Origin of the sequence: Streptomyces sp. NPDC006798, assembly GCF_040635975.1 — a bacterium.
In the GTDB taxonomy this organism is placed as follows: domain Bacteria; phylum Actinomycetota; class Actinomycetes; order Streptomycetales; family Streptomycetaceae; genus Streptomyces.
Window position 1 is genome coordinate 84,892 of record NZ_JBEYIS010000011.1, and the last position, 24,916, is coordinate 109,807.

Genomic DNA, 24,916 nt, shown 5'->3' on the forward strand with positions numbered 1-24,916 from the left:
GACGGCGGGCCCCCGCTTCGGCGGGGGCCCGTTCGGGCTACGGCTGCTCGGCCTGTTCCGGGTCCGCCGCTTTCTTCGGGTCCGCCGGGCCGTCCGGCCGCTCCGGCTTCTTCGCCCGGCTGGGCTGGACCCGCTTCGGTTCGCCGGGCATCTTCGGATACTCCGGCGGATAGGGCAGATCTCCCAGGCCGTGGTCGGCCTCGTCCTTGCGGGCGACCTCCAGCAGCTCCTCCAGGCCGAACCGGTGGTCGTCCATATCGGCGTGGACGTCACCGATCTCGGCATAGCGGACGGGCATGGTCCGGATGTCGAAGTCCTCCGGCCGGGCGTCGTCGATCTCGTCCCAGCGCAGCGGCGCGGAGACCGGGGCGTGCGGACGCGGGCGGACGGAGTAGGCGGAGGCGATGGTCCGGTCGCGGGCGGTCTGGTTGTAGTCGACGAAGATCCGCTCGCCGCGCTCCTCCTTCCACCATTTGATGGTCACCCGGTCCGGCATCCGGCGCTCCAGCAGCCGGCCGCAGGCGATGGCGGCCCGGCGGACCTGGACGAAGGTCCAGTCGGGGGTGATGGGGACGAAGACATGCAGCCCGCGTCCGCCGGAGGTCTTGGGCCAGCCGCGCAGCCCCACTCCGTCCAGGACGTCCCGCAGCTCGTGGGCGGCCCGGACGGCGTCCTCGTAGCCGGTACCCGGCTGGGGGTCGAGGTCGATCCGGAGTTCGTCCGGGTGGTCGGTGTCGTCGCGCCGTACCGGCCAGGGATGGAAGGTGACGGCGCCCAGATTGGCGGCCCAGACGACGGCAGCCGGTTCGGTGGGGCACATCTCGTCGGCGGACCGGCCGCTGGGGAAGGTGATGTGGGCGGTGGGAATCCAGTCGGGCAGATACTTGGGGGCCCGTTTCTGGAAGAAGGACTCCCCCGTCACTCCGTCGGGGTAACGCTCCAGGGTCGTCGGGCGGTCGCGCAGGGCGCGGGTGATGCCGTCGCCGACGGCCAGGTAGTAGCGGACCATGTCCAGCTTGGTGTATCCGCGCTCGGGAAAGTAGATCTTGTCGGGGTTGGAGACCTTGACGGTCCGCTCCCCCACTTCCAGTTCCATCGCTCGGCCGGCCATGTCCGTCAGGGTATGCCGGGCCGACTTTTGCCGCATTCCATGTGATACCTGACAATCCTGCTATGGATCTCCCGGTGATGCCGCCCGTCAAGCCGATGCTGGCCAAGTCCGTGAAGACCATCCCGCCCGATATGCAGTACGAGGCCAAATGGGACGGCTTCCGGGCCGTGATCCACCGGGACGGCGACGAGATCGTCATCGGGTCCCGGACCGGTAAGCCGCTGACCCGCTATTTCCCCGAACTGGTGGCGGCGCTGGCGGCCGAACTCCCGGACCGCTGCGTGGTCGACGGCGAGATCGTGATCGTGCACGGCGGCCGGCTCGACTTCGACCGGCTCACCGAGCGCATCCACCCCGCCGACTCCCGGGTCCGGATGCTCGCCGAGCGGACCCCGGCCTCCTTCGTCGCCTTCGATCTGCTCGCCCTCGGCGACGACTCCCATCTCGACACCCCCCTGGCGGAGCGCCGGGTCCTGCTCACCGAGGCGCTGCGCGCCGCCCGGCCACCGGTCCATCTGGCGCCCGCCACCACGGACCGGGAGCTGGCCCTGACCTGGTTCGACCGGTACGAGGGCGCGGGCCTCGACGGAGTCGTCGCCAAACCGCTCGATCTGCCCTACCGGCCCGACACCCGGCTGATGTTCAAGATCAAGCACGAGCGGACGGCCGATGTCGTCGTCGCCGGGTACCGCTTCCACAAGAGCGGCCCGATCGTGGGGTCCCTGCTGCTCGGGCTCCACGACTCCACCGGCGCGCTCCAGCACGTCGGGGTCTGTGCCGCGTTCCCGATGAAGCGCCGGGCCGAACTGGTGGCGGAGCTGGAGCCGCTGCGGATGGACCCGGCCGACGACCATCCCTGGGCGGCCTGGGCGGACGCGAGCGCCCATGAGTCGTCCCGGCTGCCGGGCGCGGTGAGCCGCTGGACCGGGAAGAAGGACCTGTCCTGGGTGGCGCTGCGGCCGGAGCGGGTCGCGGAGGTGGCGTACGACCATATGGAAGGCACTCGATTCCGCCATACGGTCCAGTTCCGCCGCTGGCGCCCCGACCGGACCCCGGCGAGCTGCACATATGCCCAGCTGGAGGAGCCGGTGGGCTATGACCTCGGTGAGGTGCTGGCGGCACCGGGCGGGGCGTGACACACCGTCAGCGGTCAACCCTGGGCGTCAACTCCCCGACGTCGTATGATGATCGATTCGGGTGTGCGGTGCACATTGTCGTAAGGTATGTCGCCGGTGCGGCCGGTGGCACGGGCCCGGGCGAGTCCCCGCGGTGCGCACCTCCCGTACGGCCCCGTCGCTCCGGTCGAATCCGACCGCCGGGCAAGAGAAGGACTGGACACCGTGACCGCGTCACCACTCGTTCCCGTACCGATTCCCGACCGTGTCGCGGCTCTGATCGGCTCCTGTATGCCCACCCATGTACTGACGGCCGAGATGGAGGCGGACAGCGCGATGCGGGAGATGATCCTGCTGCGGGCGCCGCTGCCCGGCCCCGCCTGGGCGGACCGGGAACGGCTGCTGTCGGAGGTGGCCCGGGCGAACAAGGTCCTGGCGGCTTACAACCCCCGGCTGATGGTGCTCCCGGACGGCCACCACTGACAGCCGTCCCGGCCTCCGGTCACTGCCGGGTCACTCGGGTTACCGCGTTTGCTCCGGTAACTCCGGTTACTCCGTACTCCGGCTACTCGATGAAGGTGCCGTCGATGTAGACCCATGCCCCGTCGACCCGGCCGAAGGTACTGCGCTCGTGCAGCTCTCCGCGCTGCCCCCGCTGCCGGTAGCGGGCCCGGAAGGTGACCGTGCCCGTGGTGTGGAACGCGCTCCCCTCGGTGGTGTCGGTGATCTCCAGCCCCTCCCAGACCGTCCGCAGGTCGAGTTCGAGCGCCGGCGGACGGGTGTCCGGGTGCCAGGTCCGCAGGAGATACGGGACGTCCCCGGCGACGAACGCGGTGTAGCGGGAGCGCATCAGCAGCTCGGCGGTGGGCGCCGCCGCCGTACCGGAGTGGAACCGCCCGCAGCACTCCCCGTAGGCGGCGGGCAGCCCGCAGGGACAGGGCGTCTCGGCGGTGAGCCGTTCGGGAGCGGGCGCGCGCCGGGCGCGGGCGGGTCGTGAGGCCATGGGTCCATTGTCGTGCGCGGGCGGTCGGGGGACTAATCGACGGGGTCGCCGGATATCCGCGGGTTCTCGGCGAGGAAGCGGCGGGCACGGTCGATGACGAGGGATCCCTCGTTGGCTGCGGCCTGGTCCGTCTCCAGGGCCTCGGCGACGACGGTCCGGAGCAGTTGCCGGGCGTCGTAGCCGAGCGGCAGATCGCAGAGCTCCACCAGGTCCGGGATGTCCCGGGCCGCGAGATAACGCAGTTGGCTCAGAACGTCGTCACGGAACCCCTGGTCGTCGCCGTGGCCCTCCATCGCCCGGAGCATCAGCCGGGCGGTCCGCTGGTAGTCGTAGATCCCGGTCTCGGCCAGTCGGCGGAGGGTCTCGGCCGGCAACCGGTCCGCATCGCGCTCCAGTTGTCGGTAGAGGAGCCCCGAGAGAGCCCTTCTGCCCTCCATCGGCATCTCACCGCCCCGGCTCACCGAGGCGAGACAGTTCCAGTACGCCTCGGCCAGCGTCTCGCCGTCCGCGCGCGTACCGCTCAGCAGCCACAGCTTCGTCAGCCGGTGGGCGACCGAGCTGACCTCGCCGTCCGGGCCGCCCGTGAACGTCGTCACCGCCTCCGGCATCAGGCTCAGGAACGGGTCCACCGCGTGCAGCACGATCGAGTCGTTCTTGCCGCCCGAGACCACCATCTTGTGGCGGATCTGCTCGGGCCTCGACCGGACCCAGTCGGCGGTACGGCCCGGGACGTCGTCCGTCAGCCGGACGCCCTGGAACCAGTCGAGCCGGACCGGCTCCTGGGTGATGCCGTCGAAGGCCGGGGTGATCTCCAGATCCTGGTGCTCACCGCGCCAGGCCTGCCGGATCGAGAGGGCGAGGGCGAACTCCGTCCACTCGGACTCCCGGAACGCCGCTCGCCAGAGCAGGGCCCTGCGGTGCCACAGGGCGGCGGTGTGTTCCATGCCGGGGAAGAGCTGGCTCGCCAGCAGCCGACCGGTGACCAGGACGGTCAGCAGGACGATGTTCGCCGAGTACAGCCCGTGCCGGGAGGAGGTGGCGCGGGTCTCGGGGCGGTAGTCGGCATAGCCGTGTTCGGTTCTGGTGCGGTGGTCGGTGAGGACGGTGAGCAGCAGGCCGCCGAGGCGTTCCCGGTCGGCCTCGGGGATCCGGGCGATCCGGGCGGCGGCGAAGGGGAGGATCTGGCGGGAGGCGAGGGTGGCGTACGACAGCACGACGTAGAGCAGGTCGTCCTCGACCCGGGTCCGGCCGACGGCGAGGGCCGGGCGCTGGCCGAGCAGCGATTCCAGGAGCTGGACGGCGAGCCGGGCGACCAGATACTCGCCGAAGGTGGCGTGCAGGAACTCGAACGTCACCATCCGCTCGTTGTCGCGGAACGCCTGGGCGCGCTGGACGAAGAAGAACCGGCCGAGGGCGATCTCGCCCCGGCTGAGCGAGCTCTGGAAGTCGTGGGCGACGGCGGCCTCGCGGCCCAGGATCGCCGCCAGATCCGCTTCGGCCTCCTGGGAGGTGATCCACTGGCGGCGGCGGTTGAGCATGCCGAAGGAGATCAGGGAGAGCCGCTGGATCTCCTGCTCGGCCCGGTCCTCCAGCTCCCGCTTCGGCAGCCCCGGATTGGACTTCATCACCTCTCGGGTGGCGAAGGAGGTCAGCAACTCCTCGTAGAGCGCGGCCTCGTCGAATTCGACCCCGGGGCCCGCCGCCCGCTGGAGGGCGTTGTCGGTGCCGTCGTAGAGGGCGAGCATCAGCAGCAGCAGCGGCTGGGAGGCGAGGGCCGGATGCCGTATCGCGACCTCTGCGGGGAGCGGGGCGAGGCCGCGGCCGGCCAGATATCCGGCGTTGATCCGGTTCCACCAGCCGAGCCAGAGTTCCACCTGCCGGGCGGTGAAGGGTTCGAGGCGGAGGGCGACCGTGCCCTCCGGGTAGCGGGGGCGGTCGGCGACGGCGGTCCGGCTGGTGACGATCGCGTAGACCGGGCGGCCCTGGTCGGCCTCGCGTTCCTGGAAGCGGGTGACGCGGGTGAGGAAGTCGGACTGGCTGACGCCGGTGGCCTGGAGGAGTTCGTCGTAGCCGTCGAAGAGGAGGACGGGGACGGCGTCCCCGGCGGCGCGGACGAGTTCGGGCCAGGTGACGCGCTCCCCGGTGGCCGCGCGCACGGCGTACTCGATCTGGTCCTGGACGTCGGCGTCGGCGGGGACCTCGCGCAGCAGGACCCGTACCGGCAGATAGCCCGCCTGCGGCAGCCGGGCCGCGAGGATCTTCGTCAGTACGGATTTGCCCGCACCGGGCTGGCCGAGGACGACGAGCGGGGTCCGGGTGTACTGGGGCTGGGTGAACAGCCCGGCCAGGCATTCGGGGAGATCGGATCGGACGTCCGCCGGGCTCCACCAGTTCTCGTCGGCGGGGCCGTCGGCGCCGGGGACGACTTCGCGGAGCCGGAAGTCGGGGTCGATGTAGCCGTCGCCGAGGCTGGGCAGCATGACTCCGGCGGGGGCGTTGCCCTCGGCGAGGATGGCGCGGTCGAGGGCGGCGCGGTAGCCGGTGACGAGGGACGCGGCGGCGTGGCGCGGGGCCTGGGCGGCGGTCAGTCCGTGGAGGGTCGACTCGATTCCGGTGAGGGACTGGCGGACGGCGACCCGGGTGGCCTGGTGCTCGATCTGGCCGGACCAGAAGCCGAACTCGGGGACTTCCTGGGCGAGCTGGGTGTACAGCTCCTGGTAGCGGTCGACGGCCCGGTCGGCGAGGGAGTCGTCCATCCGGGCGATCCGGGTCCTGGCGGTGTCGTCGAGGCCGTCGTAGAGCGCGAGGCCCCGGACGAAGTCGGTGAGGGCGCGCCAGAAGTGCCCGTAGTGGGCGTGGACCTGTCCGAGGTTCTCCTCGTACGGCCGGTGGGGTGCGGGCGGGCCGACCGGGAAGTCGGCGAGGGCTCCGAAGAGGTCGGGGCCGGGGGCGCCGCCCCCGCCGGTGACCGCGACCTGTTCACGGCCGGTCAGCTCCAGGTCCTGGAGCCGGAAGGGCAGTTCGGTCTCGCCGAGTTCCTCGAACCACGCGGTGATCACCAGCACGGTGTGGGCGGCGGCGATCCGTTCCGTACGGGTCGCCCGGTCGGCGTCGTTCAGTCCGCCGCGCAGCTCGGACGTCAGCTCGCGGCCGAGCCGCAGTACGCGGCCCTGGACGTCGAGCAGATTGAGCACGGCGTCGCTGACGCCGCCCGTCGCCACGGAGAGCGCTCCCCCGAGCGCCCGGTCCGCGGCGGCGAGTCCGGCGCCGTCACCGGTCAGGATCGCCACCGCGTCCCGGTAGTTGAGCTGTCGCCGTCCCCGCACCCCGAACCCCCGTCATTCCCCTGCCGCCTCGTCCGGGCGGCCCTGTCCGCGTCCGGTCTACCACGGGCCCGGAGGTCGCCGAGGGGATCCCGGACCATCGTTGTGATCTGTCCGTCCGATACGGTCATGCGCCGTGCCCGGGCGGTTCGTCACCGGCCCCGGGGCCGGTGAACGGTACGTGCTCCGCCGCCGTCACGAACTCCGGGTCGGAGCCCAGGGCGTGTTCGGCGACGCGGGAGACCACGGTCGGCGGGATGTCGTCCAGCCCGTAGGTGGCATGGGTGTCATGGGGCAGGACGACGCGCAGTCCGTGCTCCGTCGCGCCGAAGGCCGTGGCGCTGACGCACATCTCCGACAGCACGCCCGCTATCACGACGCTCCGCACTCCGTGGCGGTCGACGAGGTCCCCGAGGCCGGTGCCGTCGAAGCCGTCGTCGGACGATTTGGCGACCACCACCTCACGGACCGACTCGATCACCGGGAGATACAGCTCCCAGCCCGGCGCGCCGGGCTCGTCCACGGCGTCCGGCTCCCCGTCATTGCGGAGATGGACCACGAGGGCGCCCGCCGCGCGGGCCCGCTCCAGCAGCCGGGTGAGCCGGTCGACCAGCTTTCCGGCGTCGGGCACGGCCTCGGGACCGGCGAGGAAGGCGGTCTGCGCGTCCACCAGGATCAGGGCGTCGACGGGGGCGGTGGCCACGGCTCTGCGGGGCACCGAATGCCATACGCCGTCCCGGACGAACCCACCGCCGTCGGAGGGCTCGGGCTCCGCGGATTCCACCATGCTCACACCGCCTCGTACTCGAAGGTGATCACACCGTACGTGATCGCGGCGGATCGCTCCCGGGCCTGTGGACAAACCGCTGACCGGCCCGGAAACGGCTGCCGCGGAAGCCGGAGGACCCGCCCGGCGACCGGCCCGGCGTCAGCCCGCCCACTGGTCGAACGCCAGCTTCGCCACCAGGCCCAGGACCACCGTCAGCAGTACACCCCGGACGAAGCCGCTGCCCTTGCTCAGCGCCATCCGGGCCCCGACGGTCGCCCCGGCGAGATTGAACACGGCCAGCGCGGCGGCCAGTTGCCACAGGACGGAGCCCTGGTAGGCGAACATCGCCAGCGCGCCCGCGTTGGTGCACACATTGACCACCTTCGCCGTGGCGGACGCGGCCACCAGATCGAGATGGAGTACGGCGGTGAGCGCGAGGACCAGGAACGTGCCGGTGCCGGGGCCGAAGAGGCCGTCGTAGAAGCCGATTCCGCCGCCGACCAGGACGACCGCGGTCAGGATCCGAGCCCGGGTGATCTCGGCCGGCCGCTCCGTGCCCGCGGTCCCGAACCCGGGGCGCAGCAGGACGAAAGCGGCCACGCCGACCAGGACGACCATGATGACGGGCCGCAGGACGGAGCTGCTGATGCCCGCCGCGAAGAAGGCCCCGAGCGTCGATCCGGCGAGCGCGGCCAGTCCGATCCGTACGGCCGTACGGATGTCGACGGTGGCCCGGCGCAGATAGGTGACGGCGGCGCCCGTGGTGCCCACGATGGCCACGGCCTTGTTGGTGCCGAGGATCTGGGCCGCCGGGGCCTGCGGCAGGCCGAGCAGGAGGGCGGGGAGCAGCAGCAGTCCGCCGCCGCCCACGACGGCGTCGATCCAGCCCGCCGCCGCGGCGGCGACGGCGAGGGCGATCAGGGTGGTCATCGGTATATCGGGCACGCGGCGACCCTAGATCGCCTGGTCGGGCAGGATCGCACCGGGTCGGACCGTACGGCCGCGCGAATCGCCGGAAGGCCCCGGGCGCGGAGTCCGGGTGCTCCCGGCGACGCGCCGGTGCGGATCTCCCGCCCCGGTCGATACGGTGGCGCCCATGGACGAGGAGCAGCACCGCGAGATGTCCGACCGGATCCTGAACTCGGCGGCGACGATGCTGGCGTCAGTCGGCTACGAGGACCTGGGGATACCGCGGATCGCGGCCGGGGCGGGGGTGCCCGAGCCGGTGGCGCGGGAGCTGTTCCCGGACCGGAACGCGGTCGTCGTGACGCTGGTCGGCCGGTGGCTGCGGCAGGATGTGGAGATCGCGGAGCGGGTTCTCGGCGGCCCGCTGCCGGAGCGGCCCCGGCAGTTGATCACCTTGCTGCTCGACGCGTACGCGGAGCGCTTCCGGCGGTATCCGGGCTATCACCAGGTGTGGTTCGTGGGGCCGCGGATGGCGGCGCTCAAGGACGAGGCGCGTCGTACGGACGAGGCGATCGCGGAGCTGGCGCACCGGGTGCTGGTCCGGGAGTACGGAATGCCGGACGACGAGGAGTCGCGCCGCCGGGTGGGGCTGGCGGTGCAGGTGGCGAGCAATCTGCTGGATCTGGCCTTCCGGGAGGACCCGGCGGGCGATCCGGGGGTGCTGGCCGAGGCGGGCGGCATGCTGGGCCGCTACTTGTTCGCCCCGGACGACGACCGGGACTGAGGCACGACGGGGACTCCGGGCCGGGGACGATCCGCGCCCGGCCCCGATCCCGGCCGGGCCCGGAAACGACGAACGGCGTGCGGGGCCGGGCCTGCACGCCGTTCGTCGTTTCCGGACGACTGGGATAACGAGGGTAAACAGCCGTCGGACGGGGATCTGTCGGTCATGGGAACCATCAATATCGGTGAGCGGAAGCGAATCCGGAACGGAATGGAGCGGGGAGCGGGAACCGGAGGGCTGCTCAGGTGAGCAGGAAATCGGCCTTGCCGGACTTGGCGCCCTGGATGAAGGCGGCGATCTCGCCGGGGGTGTAGATCAGCGCCGGGCCTTCGGGGTCGGCGGACTGTCTGACGGCGACCCGGCCGTCGGCCAGCTTCATCGTCTCGAAGCAGTTGCCGCCGTTACCGCCGCTCCACGGCTTGTGCCAGCCCACGTCGCCCAGCTCGGTGGCGGGCATGCCGTTGTATACGTGTTCCATTCATAGCTCCTTGCGGAGATCGTTGAGGATCTCCTTCGTGCGTTGTGCAGTCGCGGCCTGGGCCGCCATGCGGTCCAGAACCTCAAGGTGCGAGGCGACCTCGGGGCGGGCGTCGAGATAGACGGCCCCGCTGAGGTACTCGCTGTACACCATGTCCGGGAGCTCGGGGACTGCGAACCGGAACAGCACGAACGGCCCGTAGGTGCCGGGGTGGTGTCCGGACGCGAACTCCGCGATCTGCAGGGTGACATGGGGCAGTTCGGCGCCTTCGAGCAGTCGGTCGATCTGCTCGCGCATGACGCCGGGGCCGCCGACGGGCCTGCGGAACACCGTCTCGTCCATGATCACCCACAGTCTGGGTGCGTCGGGCTGGAGCAGCAGGGACTGCCGCTCCATCCGCAGCGCCACATGGCGCTCGATGTCATCGGGGTCGGTCTGTCCGATGGCTCCGCTGAGCATGATCGCCCGGGAGTAGTCCTCGGTCTGCAGCAGACCGGGGACGAAGTGGGGCTCGTACGCCCGGATCAGGCTGGCCGCGCCCTCCAGGCTGACGTACATGCTGAACCAGCCGGGCAGGACGTCGTGGAACCGCTGCCACCAGCCGGGCTTGTTGGCCTCCTCGGCGAGTTCGATGAAGCCGCGGGCCTCCTCCTCGCTGATGCCGTAGGCGTCCAGCAGCAGTTGGACGTACGGGATCTTCAGCGCGACCTCGGCGGTCTCCATCCGGCGAATGGTGCCCGCGGCGACCCGGAGGACCTTCGCGGCCTCCTCGCGCCTGAGTCCGGCGCGCTCGCGCAGATCCTGCAGGCGCTTGCCGAGGACGACCTGCCCCACCGTGGGGGCGGACCGCGGTTCACTCACTTCGAAGACCTCCCCACGTGCTGATGCGTGCAGTGTGCCACGCGCCCAGTGTCGCTGAATATGCCCACTCTGAAAAATTCACAGTGACCCTTGCCAAAATGTCGATTGCAGCGCGACAGTGTTGGTTGTGAACCACGACACGCGCCACGCCCCACTCCTGGATCCGTGCTCGGAGGCCGACCACCACCGGTACGGCTTCGAGCTCCCGGCGCGCGTCGAGTACGTCTCCAGAGCCCGCCGTCTCACCGGGGACCGGCTGCGCTGCTGGGGGATCGGCGGGGACACCCACGACACCGCCATGCTGGTGATATCCGAGCTGGTGACCAATGCCGTGGTGCACAGCGGCAGCCATCTGGTCGCCTGCGAACTGCTCAACGGCGTGGAGCAACTGCGGATCAGCGTGCGGGACCAGGGGTGCGGCCCCTCGGGCCCGCAGGTCTGCCATTCACGCGAGGCGGAGGAACGGGGCCGGGGACTGCTGCTCGTGGAGGCGGTCTCCAGCTCGTGGGGCGCGCATTCGGCCCTGTACGGCGCCGGCCGGACCGTCTGGGCCGAGCTGGCGCACACACACATTCCGTACGGCGTCTCCTTCCCGAGGGGTTCGGAGGGGCCGTGCTGAGGCACTACGCGGTTCTCCACCGGGCCGGTCGCGGGGGCGCCGGGGTCGTCGTCGGGGCACACGCCCCCGGCGCGGACCGAGGCACGCCGACCGTACGCGGGTATCGCCCGCGGTACGTCGCCGGGTACGGGCCGGATGCCCGCACCCGCTCCGGGCCCGGGCCCCGTACGCTCGCCGGTCCCGAGCCCCGTACCGTCTCCGGCGGTCCGGAGCACCAGGGCCGCGGGTCCGCCATCCGCACCACGGTGGTCACGTACGGTCACCGCGCCGGGCGTGGTGCCGAAGCCATCGGCACCACGGGCGGCCCGGACGACCGGGACCGTACGATCCGGCTCGAACTGCCGCCCGTCCTCCTGCCCGCCCTGGGCAGGGACGCGGTCGGGGTGCCCGCCCGCTTCGGTTTCCGGCTGCTGGGCGGGCTGCCGAGGAGCGGCTGTGTCTACGCCGACGCGGACTGGTGGTGGTGGATCGTCCCCGCCGGGTCCGACGACGGGGTGACCTGGCCGCTGCCCGCGCACTACGCCCCCGGGGCACGGGTCCCGGGGATCCGTCCCCGGCTCGTCCACCGGCCCGACGACCACAGTCCCTACACTCCGCCCATTCCTCTCTATCTGCTGGCCTGCCAGCTCACCGGTACCGCGCCCCGGTGGGCGGGCGCCGGTGGAACCGGTTAGCCGGAACCGGCCGTGATCACTCCGGATCCGGTCACCGAACCACTCGCCATGGGCCGGGCGGATAGGCTTTCCCGCATGTCGGAAGCCAATTCGGCCCCCGAACGAACGGGGCTCACACCACGCCAGGCACGCCGGGTACGCGTCGTCCTCTCCACCGTGATCATGGTCGCGGTAGGGGCGGTGCTGACCCTGCGGCTCGGCAGCACGCATTCGGTACTGACGATGGGCTTCTACGGTGTCGCACTGATCATGTCGGGCAGTGCGCTGGTGCTCAGCAAGGCCGGACGGACCAGAGTCGCCACGGCGGTCCTCGGCGCCGGGGTCGCCCTGGTGCTCGCCGCGGAATGGGCCGTGGCTTCGTTCCGGTGACCCGCCCCGGGCGACGACGGCGCCCGGGAGCACTCGGGACACCGGGGCGGAGGGGGGAAACGGGGGAACAGGGGGAAAAGGGGGGAATGGGGAAGGGGGAGAGGTCCGGGCCTCCGCTTGGGGAAGTCGGGGGCCCGGACCTCGAACACCTCGGCCGAAGGGCGCCGTCGGGACGCCGTAGGCCGTTCGCGGCCCGGCCCGTACCACGGGCCGGGCCGTTTCTCCGCGCCCTCCTGACGGCTCCCCCGCCCGCCGGCGGGAAAGCAGGCGGCGACACCGGCCACGGGCTGTACGGCAGACCGGACGGCCACCGCGCGCAGAGGCGCTCACCGCTGGATTACGGGGCGGGCCGACGGGCCGCCCGGACGCTCCGCCGCTCCGGCGGAACTCTGCTGGGACATGCGGACATGCTGCTGCCGCCGGTCGGGCCTGACAAGGCCCTCACCCTTCGGAGTGGCCAATTCCGGATATTTTCGGCCTCGGTGACATACCGTCACCGTCGCGGGGTGTCCGGCCGCTCAGGCCCCGCCGACCGCACGCAGATGCGTCTTGGACTTCTTCCGCCGGGCGTCGGGCGCGCCGGGTGTGCCGAACTCCCGCAGGACCAGGGTCATCCGGGTGTAGCCGCACTCCTCCAGCGTCGCCGGGGTCTCGTCGACGATCCGGCACTCCGCCCGGCCCCAGCGGGGGTCGGGGTGGTAGACCGTCCGCACGGCGCCGTCGTGATGGACGGCGGCGGCGCCCGTGGCGCGCACCCAGTGCGGCAGCCCGCTGCGGAAGGCCGCGTCCATGATGGGGTCGTCCTCGATGTCCCGGCGAATGGCCTGAAGCACACCGTCGTCGGCGTACCGCTCCAGCGCCGTCTCCAACTGGGCCAGCAGCGGCAGGCACCAGCCGGTCTCCCGGTCGGCGAGCACCGATCCGGCGTCCGGGTGGAAGAGGACGAACCGCAGGAAGTTCTGGTCCGGCATCGCGGTGGGATGCGCCCCGACCTCCCGGAACAGCTCCTCGAACGCCGGGTTGGCATGGGCCACGTCCCAGCGCCGGTCGAAGAGGACCGAGGGCAGCGGGACGGCGTCCATCATGACCGCGTAGTCCCGCAGATAGGCCTGGGTGGCGGGGTCGGCGGGCGGGGTCGGCGCCGAGCGCGGCGGCGGGGACGTGATCGGCGGGAACGGCAGCAGCGGACCGACCGGGGTACGCCGCGGGAAGGCGGCGCCCGAGGGCCGCGCGGGCCCCAGTGGCAGGACGTCCTTGCGGGCGGGCGGCTGGGCGGAGGCCGGCATCTCCCGGTCGACAGCCAGCCGGAACAGCCAGCCGCCCTCCTGGTCGGTCATCTCCAGCGCCTTGACCAGAGCGTGCAGCCGCTCCTCGGTCCACTCGTGGGCGGGGGTACGCTCCCAGCTGCCGTACGCCCCGGTGCTGATGTCCAGCCGGGCCGCCACATCGGCCTCGCTCAGACCCAGCTCCTCACGGCGCCCGCGGACCAGGTCGGCGAATCTCCGCGACCGCAGACTGCCCCGGCCGCTCCCGGTCCCCGTGCATCCCCGACGCCCGTGGACACCAGGACGGTCGACCCCCGTCTCATGTGTCATCGAGAACGCCACCCTTCTCGAATTTCTCGCCGCGGCGGCGTCATTGATCTTCACCCCGCCCCGCGATCCTGCTCCTGCTCAGCAGAGCATGTCAACTATCGTGGCATTCTGCGCCCCTGACCGCATGGATCCCGCCACAGCTGTGGCAAAAGCTGGTTGACCGGCTCCGAAACCGTTAATCTCCGGGCAGCCAACTGTGTGCGGAGCCCTCTCGCGTGATCTAGGAGACCTACTGGTGACAGACGGCTTCTCGGTTCCGGGTCCGGCAGCCGCGGACACCCTGGCGGCTTCCGTGACCCGTGTCGCCGAACTCGCGGACCGACTCGGACTGAGCCACGGCGAGGTCTTCGACGTCCATCAGCTCTCGGAGGCGTCCGGTGTGCCCGCCGATGTGGCCACCGCCCTCCTCGAAGGGCGCCCGGCCGGGGAGCCCGACCTCCAGGCGCGCTTCCTCCAGCGCCTCGACCTGCTCCGCACCACCCGGCTGAAGCCCAACGGACGCCGCTACACCCAGCAGGAGATCGCGGACGGCGCGGGGATGTCCCGCCAGCAGGCCGGTGCCCTGATCAACGGCGACCGGCGGCCGACCATGGAGCACTGCGACGCGATCCAGCGGTTCTTCGGCGTCCATGCCGGATTCCTCACCGCCGACGACACCCAGGCGCTCAACGACGCCCTGCTGAGAACCGAGCAGCGGCTGCTGACGGACTTCGCCGTGGACGGCGATCCGCTGGAGCGGCTGCTGCTCGACCACGGGGTACGCGGGATCGCCTGGCGGGCGGCCCAGCTCCCCACGGACAAACACCGCGACAAGGTCACCGAATGGCTCGACATGCTGCTGGAGAGCGTCAAGCCGACCGGGCGCGGCGAATCGGCCGATTCCGGCCCGGCGAACGGCCTGAACCAGACGGAAACCTGACTTCAGCACCGGCCCCGGTTCGCGCGAGGATGCGGAGGGGCCGGTCCGCGGAGCGCGCGGACGCGGCCGGACGGCGAGGGGCGCCGAGGGGGGAGAGGAGAACGGTGAGCATAGGCAAGCAGATGCGTCGGCTCTGCGGTGAGCTGGTAGCCGCGATCGATCTGCCCGCGCCCGCGGAGCCCGCCGATCTCTACGCGGCCCTCTGCGCCGGGATGAGCGCGCAGCGGGGCCGGCCGGTGCTGTTCCGTACGGCCGTCTTCCCGCCGGGGACCGCGAGCGGTCTCTGGCTCGACATGACCGAACAGGATCTGATCGTGATCGAGGAGCGAACCGCACCCGATCATCAACTGGTCATCCTCGGTCATGAGTTGTGGCATATGAAGGCGGGGCACCGCTCCCACCATGTGGAGGGCGCCCAGGTCGCCGCCCGGCTGCTCTCCGACGACGCCGATCTGCGGGACACGGTCCTCTCGGTGGCCGCCAGGACCCGCTTCGACCAGTGCGAGGAGAACGAGGCGGAGAGCTTCGGACTGCTGCTCGGCAGCCGCTGCCGCCCCTGGCTGGCCGGTCCCGGACCGGCCGGGCGCGGCACCCACCCGCGCGACGGGCTCGCGGGCCGTATCGAGGCGTCGCTGGGTTACCGCGGACCCCAGGGCTGACGCCGTATGGACAGAGCCGCGCGATCCGCGCGGGCCGACCACCCGGTGACGCACCGGGCCGACGTCCCGCTCCCCTCCCCCGGGCCCGCCCCGGCGACGCTCCCGGGCCCCGGTCCAGGTCCCGGACCCGTGGCGGCGGGGCCCGGTCCGGCCGCCCCCGGGGCGACGGCGGGAGGCCCCGCCGGAGGAGCGGCGGGGGCGGCGGGGGGATCCGCCGGGATCGCCGCCACCTCCCGGGGCGGGGCCGCCGCGAGCCGCCCGGCCCCGGGCGGAGCCGTACGTTCCGGTCGTGATCCGCTGGAGCCCAAGGCCGGGCGGGACACCGTACGGCGCCATAACCTCAGCCTCGTCCTGCGCGCGGTCCGCGACGCCGGGGAGACCACCCGCGCCGGGGTCTCCGCCCGGGTCGGACTGACCAGGGCCGCGATCTCGTCCCTGGTCGAGCAGTTGCTGGAGGCGGGCTTCCTCTCCGAGTCGGGCAAGACGTTCAGCGGCCAGGCGGGCCGGCCGGGGACGGTACTGAAGGTGGCCAGGACCGGAGTCGCGGGCCTCGGCGTCGAGATCAATGTCGACTACGTCTCCGTCTGCGTCGTCGATCTCGCGGGCACCGACCGGGTCCGCCTGGTGGAACACCTCGACAACCGGGGCGCGGCCCCCGCCCGGGTCCTGGCCCGGGCGGCCAGGATCGCCTCCCGGGCCCTGGTCTCCGCCGCCGAACAGGAGCTCCATCCGGTCGGCGCGGCGCTCGCCCTCCCCGGGCTCGTCGCCTCCGGAGCGGTCCGTTCCGCACCCAATCTCGGCTGGAACCGGGTGCCCGCCGAGACCCTGTTCGCCGAGTCCCTGGCCGCCCAGCGCCCCCGGCTGCCCGCCCTCCCGGTCCGCGCCGAGAACGAGGCGAACCTGGCGGCGCTGGCCGAGCTGTGGTTCGGCGGCCTCGGCGACGCCCGTACCTTCGTCTATCTCAGCGGGGAGATCGGGGTCGGCGGCGCGCTGGTACTCGGCGGCGAACTGCTGCGCGGCGCACACGGCTTCGCCGGGGAGATCGGCCATGCCGTGGTGGCCCCCGACGGGCCCGAGTGCCGCTGCGGCGCCCGGGGCTGCCTGGAGCAGTACGCGGGCCAGTCGGCGCTGCTGCGGGCCGCCGGGCTCGACGAGTCCGACGGTGCCACGGCCGTCGCCGAGCTGGCCCATCGCGCCCGCGCGGGCGACGAGCGGGCCCTGCTCGCGCTGGCCCGGGCGGGGATGATGCTGGGCCGGGTGCTCGCGGCGGCGGTCAATCTCTTCGACCCGGACGCGGTGGTGCTGGGCGGGATCTACCGGCCGCTGAGCCCCTGGCTGGGCCCGCCCGCCTCCCGTGAACTGGCGGGGCGGGTGGTCTCGGGCCTCTGGCCGGTGGCCGCCGCTCGGCTGCGGGCGTCGTCCCCGTCGACGGACGCGGTCCGGGGCGCGGCGGGCCTGGTCGTCCAGGACGTCCTCACGGATCCCCTGGCGTACACGGGCCGGGTGACGGCCGGCTGACACACCGGCCGGCGGGAGCGGGTCAGCCGACGCCGAGCAGATGGTCGAGGGCGAGCTGGTCCAGCGCCTCGAAGGCCATTCCGCGTTCCGCCGCCGCCTCGGTGTCGAAGAGTTCGTACGCGGACGGGTCCGCCAGCAGCCCTTCGAGTCCGTCGGCGGCGGTGGGGACGGCGAGTTCGCCGAGCCGGGCGGCGCGCAGCGCGTCCCGGACCCGGGGGTCGGCCCGGAAGGCGGCGGCCCGGTCCTTGAGGATCAGATAGTTCCGCATACATCCGGCGGCCGAGGCCCACACCCCGGTGGTGTCCTCGGTGCGCGGCGGTTTGAAGTCGAAGTGCCGGGGGCCCTGGTATCCCGCCGACTCCAGCAGGTCGACCAGCCAGAAGGCGGAGCGGGGGTCGGCGGCGCCGAAGCGGAGGTCCTGGTCGTATTTGACGCCGCTCTGGCTGTTGAGATCGATATGGAGGAGTCTGCCCGCCCACAGGGCCTGGGCGACGCCGTGCGTGATGTTCAGTCCTGCCATCTGCTCATGGCCGACCTCCGGATTGACCCCGAAGAGGGCGGGTCGCTCCAGCCGTTCGATGAAGGCGAGGACGTGGCCGACGGTCGGCAGCAACAGATCCCCCCGGGGTTCGTTGGGCTTGGGTTCGAGGGCGAACCGCAGGGGCAAGCCCTGGGCGGTGACATAGTCGGCGAGCAGGTCGAACGCTTCCTTCAGCCGGTCGAGCGCGGTCCTGACGTCCTTGGCGGCACCGGACTCGGCGCCCTCGCGCCCGCCCCAGGCGACATAGACCCGGGCCCCGAGTTCGGCGGCGAGGTCGATATTGCGGATGGTCTTGCGGAGCGCGTACCGCCGGATGTCGCGGTCGTTGGCGGTGAAGGCGCCGTCCTTGAAGACGGGGTGGGTGAAGAGGTTGGTGGTGGCCATGGGGACGACGAGGCCGGTGGTGTCGAGGGCGGCACGGAAGCGGGCGATCCGGCGATCCCGCTCGGGCTCCGAGGCGTCGGAGGGGATGAGGTCGTCGTCGTGGAAAGTGACTCCGTACGCCCCGAGGCCGGCGAGGCGGTGCACGGTCTCGACCGGGTCGAGGGGCGGCCGGGTGGCGTCGCCGAAGGGGTCACGGCCCTGCCAGCCGACCGTCCAGAGTCCGAAGCTGAACCGGTCCTCCGGGGTGGGGAGATATCTCCCGGCCGTCGTTGCGCTGCCTGCTGCCGACATGGTGGTGACCGCCTTCGATCGCGAGGTGACGAGATGTTTGTTCGGTCGGATGACTAATGCGATACCAAGGAAGCACAGCGACCGTGAGATGCGATAGGGGCACAACCCCTGTCGCCTCGGCGGAGGTTGGCGTAATTTGTTCGCCGGACATCCAAATGGATCGCGCACAAAGAGGTGGAGCGATGCCCGCTCGGGCCGTGGTCATCGGTGTGGACAGCTCGACCCAGTCGGCGAAGGCGGTGGTCACGGACGCGGAGACCGGTCGCGCGCTGGCCGTCGGCCGGGCCGCGCACGAGGTCGGCGGGGTCGGGGGCGCCCGGGAGAGCGATCCGGAGGGGTGGTGGTCGGCCCTGCGGGACGCCGTCGCGCGCGGACTCTCGGAGGCGGGCGTTCCGGCGTCGGCGGTGACGGGGATCGCGGTGGCGGGCCAGCAGCACGGTCTGGTCGTCCTCGACCGGGCGGGCCGTCCGGTCCGTCCGGCCCTGCTGTGGAACGACACCCGCTCGGCGCCGCAGGCCGCCGCGCTGACGGAGGCGTTCGGTGAGGCGTTCGGCGGGTCACCGGACGGCACGGCGTACGGCGACGGCAGCGACGACGACGGCGCTCGCGTATGGGCCTTCCGGACCGGTTCGGCCCCGGTCGCGGCGGTCACCGCGGCCAAGTGGCGCTGGCTAACCGAGCGCGAACCGGAGTCCGCGTCCGCCGCGGCGGCCGTACGGCTCCCCCACGACTTCCTCACCGAGCGGCTCTGCGGGGTCGCGGTGACCGACCCGGGCGACGCGTCGGGCACCGGCTGGTACGCGACGGGCACAGGGGCGTACGACCCCGAAGTCCTCGCGCTCATCGGACTCGACCCGGGGCTGCTGCCCGAGGTCGCCCCGACCGGCGGGACCCGGGCCGGGACCCTCACCGCCCCGGCGGCGGACCACCTCGGACTGCCCCCGGGGATCGCGGTCGCCGCGGGCACGGGCGACAACATGGCGGCGGCCGTCGGGCTCGGTCTCGGCGGGGCGGGTCTGCTGGACTCCCCCGTACTGAGCCTCGGTACGTCCGGCACGGTCTACGCGGCGACCCGGGTCCGGCCCGTGACCCCGGCGCTCTCCGGATTCGCCGCCACCGACGGTACGTATCTGCCACTGGCCTGCACCCTGAACTGCACGCTCGCGGTGGACCGGATCGCGGAACTGCTCGGGCTCGGCCGGGAGGCGGCCGAGGCCGGTGGCGAACTGGTCCTGCTGCCGTATCTCGACGGCGAACGGACCCCCGATCTGCCGGGCGCCTCCGGAACGCTGACCGGACTGCGGCACGCCACGTCCCGTCAGCAGATCCTGGGCGCCGCGTACGAGGGGGCGGTGGTCTCGGTACTGCGCGCCCTGGACGAAGTCCTCGCCGCCTGCGGTCTCGACCCCTCCCGGCCGGAGACGGCGGCGCTGCCGCTGCGGTTGATCGGCGGCGGGGCGCGGGGGCGGCACTGGGTGGAGACCGTACGCCGCCTCTCCGGCCGCCCCTTGATCCTGCCCGCGGCGACGGATCCGACGGCCCTCGGCGCGGCGGCGCTGGCCGCGGCGGCGGTGTCGGGGGCTGACCCGGTCGCGATCTCCGCCGCCTGGGCCGAGGCGGGCCCGGCACCGACGGAACTCCCCGGGCTGGAGCGGGACGCCGGGACGTGGGACCGCGTCTCGACGGCGATCGACGCGCTGGCGTCGGAGCGCCGCCTCTGACAACCGGGCCGCGCCGCGCGCCTTCCGGACCGGCCCGCGCCCTGTGCCTTCGGCGATGGGGCCCCAGCGTCTCGGCCCTCCGGGTGAGGCCCACGCCATCCGCCCGGCCGGGCGAAGGCCGTCGGGCGACCGCGCGCCTTCTGTGGCTGGTCGCGCAGTTCCCCGCGCCCCTCAATGCTCCCCCGAGCGCCGGCCCTGAAAGGGGCCCGCCCACGGCAGGAGGGACCCGCCTCCGGGAAAGAGCGGTCAGGAGGGCGACCCAGGTGGCGCGGAGGGTCCCCCCACGCCGCCAGGCGTAGGGGGCGGAACTGCGAGACCAGCCACGGACGGTCCGCAGGCCGCCGACAACATCAGGGCGCCGGGCCGTCCTGGGCCGAGCGCGCGATTCTCCGCACCCCAAAGGACTCTCCGCCGCCCGAAAGCAGGGGGCACAGCTCAGGGCCCCAGGGGCGCGGGAACCCCGCATACCTCAACGGCGCCAGCAGAGCCCCGGCATGTACACCGTAAGATGCGTCCGTTCTACCCACCTTTCGCCGCTCGACGGCCCGGCGCATCCCCTGCGGCGGTCCCGCGGGCGGCTCTGTCACGCCCCGGGAGGCGACCATGGGCACTCGTCGGACCTCATTGCCGGGAGTCGGTACGCAATACGACTTCACGACCGAGGCGGGTCGGCATATCTCCGTCGTCGTACACCACGACGGACGCCGGTTCCTGGGCTTCTACAAGTCGGACGACCCCGACGCCTGTGTGGTGGAGGTCCCGTTGTCCTCCGCCGAGGCCACGGCGCTGGCGCATCTGATCGACCCGGAGCCGATCGACGCCGTCCGCACCGACGGCATCGATCTGGTGACCGAGCACATCCTGATCGGCACCCGCTCGCCTTACATCGGCGAGGTGCTGGGCGAGACCCGGGCCCGGGCGCGTACCGGTGCCTCGATCGTCGCCGTACTGCGCCGTACGGGGGCCCACCCCTCCCCCGGCCCGGACTTCCGTTTCGCCCTCGGGGACACCCTGGTAGCCGTCGGCACCCGTGAGGGTGTCGACGCCCTCACCGAGATCATCGCGGAAGGCTGAGCCGTGCACCACACCACGACACTCCTGATCGAACTCGGGGCGATCATCCTCGGGCTCGGTCTGATAGGCCGGTTCGCGGGCCGGATCGGGCTCTCCCCCATTCCGCTGTATCTGCTGGTGGGGCTGGCGTTCGGGACCGGCGGACTGCTGCCGATGAGCGCCAGTGAGGACTTCGTCGCGGTCGGCGCCGAGATCGGCGTGATCCTGCTGCTGCTTCTGCTCGGTCTGGAGTACAGCGCCTCCGAACTCGTCGGCAGTCTCAAGACGCAGTATCCGTCCGGTCTGGTGGACTTCGTCCTGAACGCGGTGCCGGGCGCGGCGGCGGCGCTGCTGCTGGGCTGGGGCCCGGTCGCGGCGGTCGCCCTGGCGGGCGTCACCTGGATCTCCTCCTCCGGCGTGATCGCCAAGGTGCTCACGGACCTGGAGCGGCTGGGCAACCGGGAGACCCCGGTGATCCTGGGCATCCTGGTGATGGAGGACCTGGCGATGGCGGTCTATCTGCCGCTGCTGACGGCCCTGCTCGCCGGGGTCGGTCTGGCGGGCGGCAGTGTGACGCTGCTGATCGCGCTCGGGACCGTCGGTATCGTGCTCTATCTGGCGCTCCGTCACGGCCGGGTGATCAGCCGGGCCGTGAACTCCGACAATCCGGAGATGCTGCTGCTGGTGGTGCTGGGGCTGACGCTGCTGGTCGCGGGCGTGGCGCAGGAGCTCCAGGTGTCGGCGGCGGTCGGCGCGTTCCTGGTCGGTATCGCGCTCTCGGGCGAGGTCGCGGAGGGCGCCCGCAAGCTGCTGACGCCGCTGCGTGACCTGTTCGCGGCGGTGTTCTTCGTCTTCTTCGGTCTGTCGACGGACCCGACGGAGATCCCGCCGGTCCTGCTGCCCGCGCTGCTGCTGGCGGTCGTCACGGCCGCCACCAAGATCGGTACGGGCTGGTACGCGGCGAAGCGCGCGGGCATCGGCCCCAAGGGGCGGCTGCGGGCGGGCGGCGCGCTGGTGGCGCGCGGCGAGTTCTCCATCGTGATCGCGGGCCTCGCGGTGGCGTCGGAGCCGAGGATCGGCCCGATCGCGACGGCGTACGTCCTCATTCTGGTGATCCTGGGTCCGCTGGCCGCGCGCTGGACGGAGCCCTGTCTGCTGCGGTTCGTGGACGGCGGCGGGCCGGTGGCCGCATCCGCTCCGGCTCCGGACGACTGCGAGCCCGCACAGGTCGTGGTGGCCCCGAAGACGGCCGATGACACCCCGTCCACGGCGAAGACCGCCGAGGGGATCTCCGTGGAGGACGCCGACCCCGTACGGGACCCGGTGGCGGCCGAGGACCCCGTGGTCCGCCGGGCCGCCGAGGACCCGGCGTGACTCCGGAGCCGTACCGGCTGATCCCCGGCGCCCCGGACTCCCCGGTCCTGCTGCACGTCCCGCACTCGTCCCGGACGATCCCGCCGGACGTCCGATCGGCCCTGCTGCCGGACGACGCGGCGCTGGCCCGGGAGCTGGACCACATCACGGACGCGCATACGGCCCCGCTCGCCGAGGCCGCCGCGAGGCGCTGCGGCGGCCGGGAGCCCTGGCGGTTCGTCAACGGGCTCTCCCGGCTCGTGGTCGACCCGGAGCGGTTCCCCGACGAGCGGGAGGAGATGCTCGCGGTCGGTATGGGCGCGGTCTACACCCGGACCACCCACGGCGAGCCGCTGCGCCCGGCGGACACGGATCCGGGCCCGCTGGTCACCCGGTTCTTCGAGCCGTACGCCCGGGCCGTGACCGAGGCGGTCGCGGACCGGATCGCGGCGACCGGGCGCGCGGTGCTGGTCGACGTCCACTCCTACCCGAGCGCCCGGCTGCCGTACGAACTCCACGGCGACGGGCCGCGTCCGCCGGTCTGTCTGGGCACGGACGCGGGCCACACCCCGCCGTGGCTGGTCGCCGCGGCGGAACGGGCCTTCGGCGGTTTCGGCGGTACGGCCCCGGACACCCCGTTCGCCGGGACGTACATCCCGCTGGCGTACTACGGGGACCCGAGGGTGACCGGTCTGATGATCGAGATCCGCCGGGATCTGTATATGACGGAGCCGGGCGGCGAGCCGCATGACGGCCTCGACGCCCTGGCCACGGCTCTCGCCGCCCTGGTGGACGCGATCGGCGCGCACCGGGACCGAACGGGGACCGAGCGGGACTGAACGGGGCCGTACGGCACCGGCCAGGCGACGGGCGGCCCCGGCCGGAACGTGGGAACACGCTCCGGCCGGGGCCGTCTTCGTTCACCGCCCGGTCGGGCCGGCGGACACGGTCACAACCTGGCGGACGAGGCGTTGTTGTTCTTGACCCCGGAGTTCAGGTCGACCGCGGGCCAGTAGTCCCCGCAGGTCGGACCGAAGGTCTGGTTCGGACCGCTGTAACCGGAGTTGTAGTACACCCGGTACGACACCGAGCACTCCCCGTTGGCCGCCGAAGCCGCGTTGTTCTTGACCGGCTGGCCGTCACCGCTGTTGCTGAGGACACAGACGGCGGCGCTCCAGTTCATCTGGCCGGCCGTGAAGACGTACACCACCTGGGCCACACCGTTCGGCGAGTATCCGGCGTGATTGGGGATGTCCTTGTTCGAGACGAAACAGGGGCTGTCCGAGTACCAGGTCTGGCCACCACGGCTGTTGTAGTGCAGGGCGAAGCAGTAACGGTTCCCCGAGGAGCCGCAGGCGTCCGCCTCGTAGGAGATCGGCACCGCCGCCGCGGGGGCCGGTGCCGGGCCGAGCGCGGCCAGGGCTCCGGCCGCCACCACTCCGGCGGTCCTCTTCCAGATGGTCATCGCTCGGCCCCCGTCTCGTATGCCCGTCGTGCCTGTGCCGTACCGGTGTCCTTGGTCCGCTTCTCGGCGGCGAGCCGGTCCGCGTCCGCCTGGATCGCCGTCCGCTGCCGGGCGGTCTCCTCACCGTGCCAGATCCCGATCAGCCCGGTCCGCTCCTTGCAGGTGACATCGGCGACCGCGTGGGCGATCTCCTTCGTGTCGGGCTTCGGGTTCTGCAGCCGGATGCCGTACCGCTCCAGGTCGTCCAGCGGATGCTCCCGGTCGTAGCCTTCCGCCTTCATACAGGCCGCCCAGCGGCCGACCGCGGCCACCACCGCCGGAGCTTCGCGGGACGCCTCGAAGGACTTCAGGCCGAGCCGTTCCGCATGGGGTGACCGGGGTACGGGGAACATCCGGCGCGCCTCGCCCCGGCAGCCGCCTTCGGGTACCGCCCGCCCCTGGTACGCCCCGTCGACGAGTTGCTCCCCCGCCCCGGTGAAGACGGCGGTCTCCGCGCCCGGCGCGGGCTCCCAGTGGGGTGCCTCGGGTACGTCCCTGGGCAGGTGATAGCCGTACTTGGTGACCGAGGCGAGGTCGGAGACCCCGTAGCGCCGCCCCAGTCCGGTATCGACCTGGACGGCGACGGACCGCGGATCGGCCCGCGGGGGCCCGAAGTCGGCGAATCCGTAGCGCGCCATGCACGAGCGCCACTGGTCCGCCACGACTGTCTGGCGGACGTAGCCGTCGGCGGGCTGAACGATGTACTGGTCGACGGGGAGGGCCAGGCCCTTGGTCAGGCCGCTCCCGGGCGCCGTGGGCAGGGCGGTGGCCGCGACCGGTGGCGGGTTTCCCGGGGCGGCACCACCGGAGGAACCTTCCGTTTGTGGTGTTCCACAGCCGGCGAGCACCGCCGCGATCGCCGCGGCGCTCACCGTGATGGACAGCTTTCTCACGTCACGAGACCTTTCGGTGTGGTGGACGGATCGGCATGGGGGGAGGGCGACAGCCGCTCGTCGCAGCCGTCTCCGGGCCGTGGCAGGGTTACCCGGGTGCCGCTGTTCAGCGGCAGTGGAACGACGAAGCGATAGCAGCGGGCGGGCGTGTCCCCGGTCGCCGGATAGACGACGGTGATACCGAGAGCGGTGGACCCGGTGTCGGTCCGCCACTGCCCGTTCCGCGCCGCGTGGGCGATGTCCTCGGTGCTGAGGTCTCCGTCGCGCGCGGCGTACTCCAGCCGGTTTCGCGTCACCTCGGCGGCGGCGGCCGTCGTGGGCTTCTTGGGCGGTTCGGCCGAGCGGCCGAAGAATTCGGTGGCCGCCAGGGACACCAGTACGAGGAATCCGGCGGCCAGGAGTGCGGCGATCGCCGGGACGACGGCGCACCCACCCGCCACGGAGCGGGTGCGCCGACGGGAGTCCTCCGTCAT

Annotated in this window: 25 protein-coding genes; 13 read left to right on the forward strand and 12 right to left on the reverse strand. The window is 72.4% G+C overall.

Annotated features, from left to right (window positions below; translation table 11 throughout):
- Positions 1-37: 37 nt before the first annotated feature.
- A complete protein-coding gene (gene ligD / locus ABZ714_RS10020; RefSeq protein WP_358824682.1) occupies positions 38-1,111 on the reverse strand; it encodes a non-homologous end-joining DNA ligase in 1,074 nt (357 codons plus the stop codon).
- Between the two features lie 62 nt (positions 1,112-1,173).
- On the opposite strand from ligD, the gene ABZ714_RS10025 reads away from it, so the two are divergent.
- Both ABZ714_RS10025 and ABZ714_RS10030 read left to right on the forward strand, forming a co-directional pair.
- The gene (locus tag ABZ714_RS10025) at positions 1,174-2,247 is read left to right on the forward strand and encodes an ATP-dependent DNA ligase (protein WP_358824683.1); all 1,074 of its coding nucleotides are present in this window, start codon (positions 1,174-1,176) and stop codon (positions 2,245-2,247) included.
- Positions 2,248-2,451: 204 nt separating this feature from the next.
- Entirely contained in the window at positions 2,452-2,709 is a 258-nt protein-coding gene (locus ABZ714_RS10030) for a hypothetical protein (RefSeq protein ID WP_358824684.1), read from the forward strand.
- Positions 2,710-2,791: 82 nt separating this feature from the next.
- Here ABZ714_RS10030 and ABZ714_RS10035 read toward each other — a convergent pair whose 3' ends face one another.
- The 4 genes from ABZ714_RS10035 to ABZ714_RS10050 all read right to left on the reverse strand — a co-directional run bounded on the left by ABZ714_RS10035 (position 2,792) and on the right by ABZ714_RS10050 (position 8,266).
- Positions 2,792-3,229, reverse strand: coding sequence for a YchJ family protein (locus ABZ714_RS10035; protein WP_358824685.1), 438 nt, complete (start codon positions 3,227-3,229; stop codon positions 2,792-2,794).
- 32 nt (positions 3,230-3,261) lie between these two features.
- Positions 3,262-6,555, reverse strand: coding sequence for a hypothetical protein (locus tag ABZ714_RS10040; RefSeq protein ID WP_358824686.1), 3,294 nt, complete (start codon positions 6,553-6,555; stop codon positions 3,262-3,264).
- 124 nt (positions 6,556-6,679) lie between these two features.
- A complete protein-coding gene (locus ABZ714_RS10045) occupies positions 6,680-7,339 on the reverse strand; it encodes an isochorismatase family protein (RefSeq protein WP_358824687.1) in 660 nt (219 codons plus the stop codon).
- Between the two features lie 141 nt (positions 7,340-7,480).
- Complete coding sequence (locus ABZ714_RS10050; RefSeq protein ID WP_358824688.1) at positions 7,481-8,266, reverse strand: TSUP family transporter; 786 nt, start codon at positions 8,264-8,266, stop codon at positions 7,481-7,483.
- A 151-nt stretch (positions 8,267-8,417) separates the two neighbouring features.
- Here ABZ714_RS10050 and ABZ714_RS10055 point away from each other — a divergent pair, with 151 nt between their 5' ends.
- Entirely contained in the window at positions 8,418-9,011 is a 594-nt protein-coding gene (locus ABZ714_RS10055; protein WP_358824689.1) for a hypothetical protein, read from the forward strand.
- A 241-nt stretch (positions 9,012-9,252) separates the two neighbouring features.
- Here ABZ714_RS10055 and ABZ714_RS10060 read toward each other — a convergent pair whose 3' ends face one another.
- Together ABZ714_RS10060 and ABZ714_RS10065 are read right to left on the reverse strand one after the other, a co-directional pair.
- Entirely contained in the window at positions 9,253-9,489 is a 237-nt protein-coding gene (locus tag ABZ714_RS10060) for a DUF397 domain-containing protein (protein ID WP_358824690.1), read from the reverse strand.
- Positions 9,490-10,350 carry a helix-turn-helix transcriptional regulator gene (locus ABZ714_RS10065; RefSeq protein ID WP_358824691.1) on the reverse strand — a complete coding sequence of 287 codons (861 nt, stop codon included), beginning with the start codon at positions 10,348-10,350 and terminating at the stop codon, positions 9,490-9,492.
- 127 nt (positions 10,351-10,477) lie between these two features.
- On the opposite strand from ABZ714_RS10065, the gene ABZ714_RS10070 reads away from it, so the two are divergent.
- The 3 genes from ABZ714_RS10070 to ABZ714_RS10080 all read left to right on the forward strand — a co-directional run bounded on the left by ABZ714_RS10070 (position 10,478) and on the right by ABZ714_RS10080 (position 12,012).
- A complete protein-coding gene (locus tag ABZ714_RS10070; protein WP_358824692.1) occupies positions 10,478-10,969 on the forward strand; it encodes an ATP-binding protein in 492 nt (163 codons plus the stop codon).
- Between the two features lie 287 nt (positions 10,970-11,256).
- Positions 11,257-11,643 (forward strand): hypothetical protein, encoded by a 387-nt coding sequence (locus ABZ714_RS10075; protein WP_358824760.1) that lies wholly within the window; start codon positions 11,257-11,259, stop codon positions 11,641-11,643.
- A gap of 75 nt (positions 11,644-11,718) precedes the next feature.
- Entirely contained in the window at positions 11,719-12,012 is a 294-nt protein-coding gene (locus tag ABZ714_RS10080; protein WP_358824693.1) for a hypothetical protein, read from the forward strand.
- Between the two features lie 518 nt (positions 12,013-12,530).
- Here ABZ714_RS10080 and ABZ714_RS10085 read toward each other — a convergent pair.
- Entirely contained in the window at positions 12,531-13,607 is a 1,077-nt protein-coding gene (locus tag ABZ714_RS10085) for a transcriptional regulator (protein WP_358824694.1), read from the reverse strand.
- Positions 13,608-13,842: 235 nt separating this feature from the next.
- On the opposite strand from ABZ714_RS10085, the gene ABZ714_RS10090 reads away from it, so the two are divergent.
- The 3 genes from ABZ714_RS10090 (at position 13,843) to ABZ714_RS10100 (ending at position 16,703) form a co-directional block, all read left to right on the forward strand.
- Complete coding sequence (locus ABZ714_RS10090; protein ID WP_358824695.1) at positions 13,843-14,526, forward strand: helix-turn-helix transcriptional regulator; 684 nt, start codon at positions 13,843-13,845, stop codon at positions 14,524-14,526.
- A gap of 122 nt (positions 14,527-14,648) precedes the next feature.
- Positions 14,649-15,185: a toxin-antitoxin system, toxin component gene (locus ABZ714_RS10095; RefSeq protein ID WP_358824761.1), complete on the forward strand. Its 537-nt coding sequence runs from the start codon at positions 14,649-14,651 to the stop codon at positions 15,183-15,185.
- Positions 15,186-15,482: 297 nt separating this feature from the next.
- A complete protein-coding gene (locus ABZ714_RS10100; protein WP_358824762.1) occupies positions 15,483-16,703 on the forward strand; it encodes an ROK family protein in 1,221 nt (406 codons plus the stop codon).
- A gap of 22 nt (positions 16,704-16,725) precedes the next feature.
- Here ABZ714_RS10100 and xylA read toward each other — a convergent pair whose 3' ends face one another.
- Entirely contained in the window at positions 16,726-17,919 is a 1,194-nt protein-coding gene (gene xylA / locus ABZ714_RS10105; protein WP_358824696.1) for a xylose isomerase, read from the reverse strand.
- A gap of 182 nt (positions 17,920-18,101) precedes the next feature.
- Between xylA and ABZ714_RS10110 the strand changes: the two genes are divergently transcribed.
- From ABZ714_RS10110 to ABZ714_RS10125, 4 genes are all read left to right on the forward strand, one after another.
- A complete protein-coding gene (locus ABZ714_RS10110; RefSeq protein WP_358824697.1) occupies positions 18,102-19,640 on the forward strand; it encodes an FGGY family carbohydrate kinase in 1,539 nt (512 codons plus the stop codon).
- 603 nt (positions 19,641-20,243) lie between these two features.
- The gene (locus ABZ714_RS10115) at positions 20,244-20,714 is read left to right on the forward strand and encodes a TrkA C-terminal domain-containing protein (protein WP_358824698.1); all 471 of its coding nucleotides are present in this window, start codon (positions 20,244-20,246) and stop codon (positions 20,712-20,714) included.
- Between the two features lie 3 nt (positions 20,715-20,717).
- On the forward strand, positions 20,718-22,067 hold the full coding sequence (locus tag ABZ714_RS10120) for a cation:proton antiporter (protein ID WP_358824699.1): 1,350 nt from the start codon (positions 20,718-20,720) through the stop codon (positions 22,065-22,067).
- Positions 22,064-22,885 carry an N-formylglutamate amidohydrolase gene (locus ABZ714_RS10125; protein WP_358824700.1) on the forward strand — a complete coding sequence of 274 codons (822 nt, stop codon included), beginning with the start codon at positions 22,064-22,066 and terminating at the stop codon, positions 22,883-22,885. The genes ABZ714_RS10120 and ABZ714_RS10125 overlap by 4 nt, the downstream gene beginning before the upstream one ends.
- A gap of 110 nt (positions 22,886-22,995) precedes the next feature.
- Here the strand turns inward: ABZ714_RS10125 and ABZ714_RS10130 are convergent, their stop codons facing one another.
- From ABZ714_RS10130 to ABZ714_RS10140, 3 genes are read right to left on the reverse strand one after another with little or no spacing between them, the layout of a single operon-like run.
- The gene (locus ABZ714_RS10130; protein ID WP_358824701.1) at positions 22,996-23,511 is read right to left on the reverse strand and encodes a hypothetical protein; all 516 of its coding nucleotides are present in this window, start codon (positions 23,509-23,511) and stop codon (positions 22,996-22,998) included.
- Complete coding sequence (locus ABZ714_RS10135; RefSeq protein ID WP_358824702.1) at positions 23,508-24,443, reverse strand: hypothetical protein; 936 nt, start codon at positions 24,441-24,443, stop codon at positions 23,508-23,510. Before ABZ714_RS10135 ends, ABZ714_RS10130 begins: the two co-directional genes overlap by 4 nt.
- A complete protein-coding gene (locus ABZ714_RS10140; protein WP_358824703.1) occupies positions 24,440-24,916 on the reverse strand; it encodes a hypothetical protein in 477 nt (158 codons plus the stop codon). Before ABZ714_RS10140 ends, ABZ714_RS10135 begins: the two co-directional genes overlap by 4 nt.